The sequence below is a fragment of the Streptomyces sp. NPDC050856 genome (genome assembly GCF_040653855.1).
In the GTDB taxonomy this organism is placed as follows: domain Bacteria; phylum Actinomycetota; class Actinomycetes; order Streptomycetales; family Streptomycetaceae; genus Streptomyces.
Window position 1 is genome coordinate 1 of the sequence record NZ_JBFAGV010000061.1, and the last position, 6,402, is coordinate 6,402.

Annotated in this window: 5 protein-coding genes; 4 read left to right on the forward strand and 1 reads right to left on the reverse strand. The window is 74.1% G+C overall.

The genetic code is table 11. The features are described 5' to 3' along the window. The first annotated feature begins 471 nt into the window (after nucleotides 1-471). The 3 genes from AB0H53_RS28880 (at nucleotide 472) to AB0H53_RS28890 (ending at nucleotide 3,767) form a co-directional block, all read left to right on the forward strand. Nucleotides 472-1,419: a sugar ABC transporter permease gene (locus tag AB0H53_RS28880; RefSeq protein ID WP_362119550.1), complete on the forward strand. Its 948-nt coding sequence runs from the start codon at nucleotides 472-474 to the stop codon at nucleotides 1,417-1,419. A gap of 233 nt (nucleotides 1,420-1,652) precedes the next feature. Further along, the gene (locus AB0H53_RS28885) at nucleotides 1,653-2,318 is read left to right on the forward strand and encodes a carbohydrate ABC transporter permease (protein WP_362119562.1); all 666 of its coding nucleotides are present in this window, start codon (nucleotides 1,653-1,655) and stop codon (nucleotides 2,316-2,318) included. A 48-nt stretch (nucleotides 2,319-2,366) separates the two neighbouring features. Next, nucleotides 2,367-3,767 carry a GH1 family beta-glucosidase gene (locus AB0H53_RS28890; protein ID WP_362119553.1) on the forward strand — a complete coding sequence of 467 codons (1,401 nt, stop codon included), beginning with the start codon at nucleotides 2,367-2,369 and terminating at the stop codon, nucleotides 3,765-3,767. Here the strand turns inward: AB0H53_RS28890 and AB0H53_RS28895 are convergent. Continuing rightward, a complete protein-coding gene (locus AB0H53_RS28895; RefSeq protein WP_362119556.1) occupies nucleotides 3,733-4,617 on the reverse strand; it encodes an oxygenase MpaB family protein in 885 nt (294 codons plus the stop codon). The two genes, AB0H53_RS28890 and AB0H53_RS28895, sit on opposite strands and share 35 nt — an antisense overlap. A gap of 390 nt (nucleotides 4,618-5,007) precedes the next feature. On the opposite strand from AB0H53_RS28895, the gene sph reads away from it, so the two are divergent. After that, nucleotides 5,008-6,087, forward strand: a complete 1,080-nt coding sequence (gene sph, locus AB0H53_RS28900) for a sphingomyelin phosphodiesterase (protein WP_362119559.1) — start codon at nucleotides 5,008-5,010, stop codon at nucleotides 6,085-6,087. Nucleotides 6,088-6,402: the final 315 nt, after the last annotated feature.

Below are 6,402 nucleotides of genomic sequence, written 5' to 3' on the forward strand. Positions count from 1 at the left end.
GGTGGAGTGCGTGTCCATCACCCTGATGCCCCCTCGGTTGGCCGATGTATTGAGCGTACCCATTTCCTATGCCCAACTCCACCTGTTTGCAGACACGCCCCCGGGCACCCCTCCGGCCGCAACCGGCCGGCCTCGCGCGCCGCGGCCCGGACCGCCGCCCCTCTGGGCGCCCCGCCTCCGGTGCGGGGCGGCACCGGCGGGGCGGGCCGGCACCGGCGGGGCGGGCCGGGGCCACGGGCGGGTCCGCCCCCGGGGCCCGCCCCGGCGGCGGTCGGCCCCGGCGCGCCGGCTCCTCCGGTGCGCCGCCGCCGGCGCAGCCGGCGCCCCACCCGGCGGCGCCCACACCCCGGCACCCCACCCCAGCGGCGCCGCACCGCCCCCGCCCCGCGTCCCGTTCCCCGCCCCGGCGACGAGGCGCGTGCCGCCGTACCGCCCACGTCCGTACCGAACCGAGCCAGGAAGGGCCGCACAGTGACCCTGACCGCCACCGCGCAGAAGGGGGCGCCCGTGAAGCCGTCGGCCGCCCGCCGGGCGTGGCGCACCGTTTCGCCGTACACCTACATCGCCCCCTTCTTCACCCTCTTCGCGGCCTTCGGGCTCTTCCCGCTGCTCTACACCGCCTACGTCTCGCTCTACCGCGTCGAGCTCCAGACGCCCGGGGACATGCGCTGGCGGGGCCTGGGCAACTACACCGCCCTCTTCACCGACGAACTCTTCTGGACCGCGCTGCGCAACACCTTCACCATCGGCGTGCTGTCGACCGTGCCGCAGCTCGTGATGGCCCTGGGACTGGCGCACCTGCTCAACTACCGGCTGCGCGGCCGGACGTTCTTCCGTACGGTGATGCTCCTGCCGTACGCCACCTCCGTGGCGGCCGCCACGCTGGTCTTCGCGCAGCTCTTCGGGCGGGACTTCGGGCTCGTCAACCACCTGCTGGGCGTGGCCGGTCTCGGACCGGTCGACTGGCAGACCGGCACCCTGGCCTCGCAGATCGCCGTCTCCACCATCGTCGTCTGGCGCTGGACGGGCTACAACGCGCTGATCTACCTCGCCGGCATGCAGTCCATCCCGGCCGAGCTGTACGAGGCCGCCGAGATGGACGGGGCCTCGCGGTGGCGGCAGTTCGTCCACGTCACCCTGCCCGGCCTGCGCCCGACGATCGTCTTCACCACCGTGGTGTCGACGATCGGCGCCACCCAGTTGTTCGGTGAACCCCTGCTGTTCGAGGGCAGCGTCTCCGGCGGCATCTCGCACCAGTACCAGACGCTCGGTCTCTACCTGTACGAGCAGGGCTGGGGCTTCTTCCACCTGGGCCGGGCCGCCGCCGTCGCCTGGGTGATGTTCCTGCTGATCCTGGTGCTCGTGGGGGTCAACGCCCTGCTCGTGCGCCGACGTTCCCGCAAGGAGGCCGGCCGATGACCGCGCTCGCCGCCCCGCCGTCCGCGCCCGCGCCACCCGCGCCCCCCACCGGCCGGCGGGCTCCCCGCCGGCGGGCCGGCCGTACCACGCACGCCGGCCGGCTCACCTATGCCGTCCTCGTGGTCGCCGTCCTCGTCTCGGCGTTCCCCTTCTACTGGACGATCGTCGCCGCCAGCCGCTCCAACGCCGACCTGGCGCGGGTGCCGCCGTCACTGCTCCCCGGCCCGAACCTGATGCGGAACTTCGAGGCGGTGAGGGAAGAGGCGGACATCGGGCGCGCCCTGCTGAACTCGCTGATCGTCTCCGGTTCGATCACCATCGGTACGGTGCTGTGCTGCACGCTCGCCGGGTTCGCCTTCGCCAAGCTGCGGTTCCGCGGCCGGGGCGCGCTGCTGGCGGTGACGGTCGGCACGATGATGATCCCCCCGCAGCTCGGGGTGATCCCGCTGTTCATGCTGGTCGCGGAGCTGGGGTGGGTGAACCAGCTCCAGTCGGTGATCCTGCCCGGTCTGGTGTCCGCCTTCGGGGTCTTCTTCATGCGCCAGTTCCTGGTGCAGTCGCTGCCCGACGAGCTGATCGAGGCGGCGCGGGTGGACGGCGCCTCCACCGCGCGGATCTTCTGGTCGATCGTCGTCCCGATCGCCCGCCCCGGGATGGCGGTACTGGGCCTGCTGACCTTCATGGCCGCCTGGAACGACTTCTTCTGGCCGGTCGTCGCTCTGTCGTCGCAGAACCCGACCGTGCAGGTCGCGCTGCGCCAGCTGGGCGGCGGATATGTGCACGACCAGTCCGTGATCATGGCGGGCACCCTGCTGGGCACCCTGCCCGTCCTGCTGGTCTTCGGCCTGCTGGGCCGCCAGATCGTCGGCGGCATCATGCAGGGCGCCGTCAAGGGCTGATGTCTCCTCCGCTCCGTCCACCACCCCCCGTTGGGAGTCTGCTTCCTCATGACCGAGCTCACCTTCCCGGCCGGCTTCCGCTGGGGCACGGCGACTGCCGCGTACCAGATCGAGGGCGCCGCCGACGAGGACGGCCGGACGCCGTCCATCTGGGACACCTTCAGCCGGCTGCCGGGCAGGGTCCGCAACGGCGACACCGGTGACATCGCCGCCGACCACTACCACCGGATGCGCGAGGACGTCGCCCTGATGAAGGACCTGGGCGTGAGCGACTACCGGTTCTCCCTCGCCTGGCCCCGGGTCCAGCCCACCGGGCGGGGCCCCGCCAGCCCGAAGGGACTGGACTTCTACCACCGGCTCGTCGACGAGCTGCTCGCCGCGGACATCCGGCCGGTCGCCACGCTCTACCACTGGGACCTGCCGCAGGAGCTGGAGGACGACGGCACGGGCGGCCGTGCCGGCGAGGGGGGCTGGCCGCGGCGCGACACCGCCGAGCGGTTCGCCGAGTACGCCGGGCTGGCGGCCGGCGCGCTGGGCGATCGGATCACCACCTGGACGACGCTGAACGAGCCGTGGTGCGCGGCGTTCCTCGGGTACGCCTCCGGGGTCCACGCCCCCGGCCGTACCGACCCGGCCGCCGCGCTGCGCGCCGCCCACCACCTCAACCTGGCCCACGGGCGTGCCGTGCAGGCGCTGCGGGCGGTCCTGCCGGCGTCGGCGGAGGTGTCGCTGACGCTGAACCTGCATGCCGTCCGGGCACTGACGGACGGGGAGGAGGACCGGGACGCGGCCCGCCGGATCGACGCGCTGGGCAACCGGATCTTCCTGGACCCGGTCTTCCACGGCCGCCTGCCGGAGGACCTGGTGCGGGACACGGCCGGGCTCACCGACTGGTCGTTCGTCCGGGACGGCGACCTGTCGGTGACCGCGACCCCCGTCGACTCGCTGGGGATCAACTACTACTCCCCCACCGTCGTGGCGGCGGGCACCTGCGAGAGCCCGTCGCCGTGGCCGGGGGCCGAGGGACACGTGCGGTTCGTGCCCGCGCCCGGGCCGCGTACCGCCATGGACTGGCCGGTGGACGCCGGGGGGCTGTACGAGTTGCTGACCCGGCTCCGCGACGAGCTGCCGGGTGTCCCGCTGCTGGTCACCGAGAACGGCGCCGCCTACGACGACTACGCCGACCCCTCGGGCGAGGTCCACGACCCGGAGCGGATCGCCTACCTGCGCGCCCATCTGGCCGTCGTGCACCGGGCGCTGGCGGACGGCGTGGACGTACGCGGCTACTTCCTCTGGTCGCTGCTGGACAACTTCGAGTGGGCGTACGGCTACGGCAAGCGGTTCGGCATCGTCCACGTGGACTTCGCCTCCCAGCGCCGTACGCCCAAGGACAGCGCCCGCTGGTACGCGGACGTCATCGCGCGGGGCGGCCTGCCCCCGGCCGGCTGAGCCGCTGGGCCCTGCGCGCCTGTCTGGCCATCGGCAGGTAGCGCAGGCGCTCCGGGAGCACGGGCACCATGACCCGGACGACCCGGCCGAAGCGGCGGAGCCTGCGCTCCTGCTCGTCGGTCCAGGCCAGGCCGATCGCCTCGCGCGCGTCCGGTGGCATCAGCCCGACGGTGAGGAAGGTGCGGAAGCGTACGAGCGGTGGCCGGAGCACCGGCCACATCAGACGCAGCGGCAGCCGCAGCGGCAGCGGTCCCCGGTCGGGCGGCGGCACCGGGCTGTCGGTCGCCACGAGTTCGCGCACGACGGGGGTCGCCTCGATCTCCTCGGCGAGGACCTCGCGGTAGTAGGGCCAGAACTCCTCGATCGTCTGCGGCATGTCCCGGTCGTGGATGCCGAGGACCCGGCCCACCCGGAGCCACTCGGCGTACAGCGCGCGTTCCTGGGCCTCGGTCATCGGCCGGATCAGGTAGCGGGCGGCGTGCCGGTACACGGGGAAGCCGGTGGCGTGGACCCAGGCGTAGTTCGCCGGGGTGAGCGAGTGGTAGCGGCGGCCCCGGGTGTCGGTGCCCTGGATGCCCCTGTGCAGCCGCCGGAGCCGGCGCCCTTCCTCGGCGGCGGCCTCGCCTCCGTACACCCACAGCTGGAGCGAGCGCAGCGAGCGCTCACCGCGACCCCAGGGGTCGGTGCGGAAGGCGGAGTGCTCGTCCACTCCGGCGCCGACGGCCGGGTGGGCGACCTGGAGGGCGAGCGCGGCGGGCAGCATCAGCAGGCCCCGTACGTCGCCCGCCAGGCTCCACAGCACACCTCCCGGCGGGGGTGGTGCCGGGTCGTTCGTGGGTGACGCGCTCATGCCGTGCTCCGGTGCCGTGGTGCCGTGGTGCCGTGGTGTGGCGGCACCTTCCAGTATGCGAGCGGGGGAGCCGGGGACGGCGCGGTGAGGGGGTCGCGCCGGGCGCGCGTGGCCTCCGACGGGGGCGGGGGCGTCCGCCCCGGGGCCACGAAGGCGGGGACCGGCTCGGCCGGGACGCGGCCGGACGGGCCGGGGGCGACGGGGAGCGGCCCGGCGGTCCGAGCGGGCGCCACGACGGGGTCCGTGACCGGATCCGCCCAGCCGCCGGGAAGTTCGGGCGATGGTACGGCCCGCGCAAGACGCGCTGCATCTCATGGCCACCCGAAGGTAACCGTGGCTGCTTTGATGTGCCCGCTCCCCTCATCTCCCCCACCTCCGCCAGGAGTCACCGTGCCGTACCCCGCCCGCTCCGCGCTCCGCCCTGCCTCCGGGAAGGCCGCCCGGTCCGCCGCCCTGCCCACCCTTCTGGCCGCCGCCCTCCTCGCCGCCGGCGCCCCGCCGGCCACCGCCGGCGCCACCGGAGCCGGGCCCGCGCCGGCGGCGTCCCGGACGACCACGGCCGTCACCGCTCCCACCGCCCGGGGCACGTCCACTCCCGCGCTCGACGTCCTCACCTACAACGTGTTCCTGTTCAGCCGGACCCTGTACCCCAACTGGGGCCAGGACCACCGGGCCAGGGCGATCCCGCAGGCGCCGTTCTTCCGGGGGAACGACGTCGTGGTGATCCAGGAGGCGTTCGACAACTCCTCGTCCGACACACTCCTGCGCGACGCCGCCGCCCAGTACCCGTACCGCACGCCGGTGATGGGGCGCGGCAAGGAGGGGTGGGACGCCACCGGCGGCGCGTACTCGGCCACCACCCCGGAGGACGGCGGCGTGGCCGTCCTGAGCAAGTGGCCCGTCGTACGCAAGGAGCAGTACGTCTACCCGGACGCCTGCGGTGCCGACCGGTACTCCAACAAGGGCTTCGTGTACGCCGTGCTGGACGTCAACGGCAGCCGGGTGCACGTGGTCGGCACCCACGCCCAGTCGACGGACCCGGGCTGCTCGGCGGGTGAGGCGGCGCAGGTGCGCGCCCGCCAGTTCAGGGCGGTGGACGCCTTCCTCGACGCCAAGCGGATCCCGGCCTCGGAGCAGGTGGTGGTGGCGGGCGACCTCAACGTCGACTCGCGCAGCGCCGAGTACGCCACGATGCTCGCCGACGGCGGCCTGGTGGACGCGGACGGGCGCACCGGGCACCCGTACTCGTTCGACACCGAGCAGAACTCCATCGCGGCCGAGCGCTACCCCGACGACCCGCGCGAGGACCTGGACCACGTCCTGCACCGCGCCGGTCATGCCCGTCCGGCCGGCTGGACCAACGAGGTGATCAAGGAGCAGAGCGCCCCCTGGACGGTGTCCAGCTGGGGCAAGCTGTACACGTACGGCAACCTCTCCGACCACTACCCGGTCGTCGCGTCGGCCCGGTAGCCGCGAGCCTCCGGGGCCGGGGTCCCGGGGCGCCGGGGCCCTGGCGCGTCCGCCCGGGGGGCGCCGGCCGCACGAGGCCGTGGACCGCCACGTCGGTGGGCGGACTGGCCCGGCGAGCAAGGGGTAGTCGGCGCGGTGAAGGGCCCGTAGGGCGGGGCCCGTCCGGTCGCTCCCCGCGACGCCGGCCCGAAGGAGGAGTCTCATGACCGCTCGACCCGCAACGCCGACCGCCCGGACCCGCGTGCAGCAGGCCGCCATGGCGGTGGGCCTGGTGTTCCTGCTGGTGGGTGTCCTGGGCTTCATCCCCGGGATCAC

What these genes read in the sequence shown, in the direction of transcription:
- AB0H53_RS28885 (WP_362119562.1), top strand. Translation starts at nt 1,653, where the DNA reads ATGCGGAACTTCGAGGCGGTGAGGGAAGAGGCGGACATCGGGCGCGCC.
- AB0H53_RS28890 (WP_362119553.1), top strand. Translation starts at nt 2,367, where the DNA reads ATGACCGAGCTCACCTTCCCGGCCGGCTTCCGCTGGGGCACGGCGACT.
- AB0H53_RS28895 (WP_362119556.1), bottom strand. Translation starts at nt 4,617, where the DNA reads ATGAGCGCGTCACCCACGAACGACCCGGCACCACCCCCGCCGGGAGGT.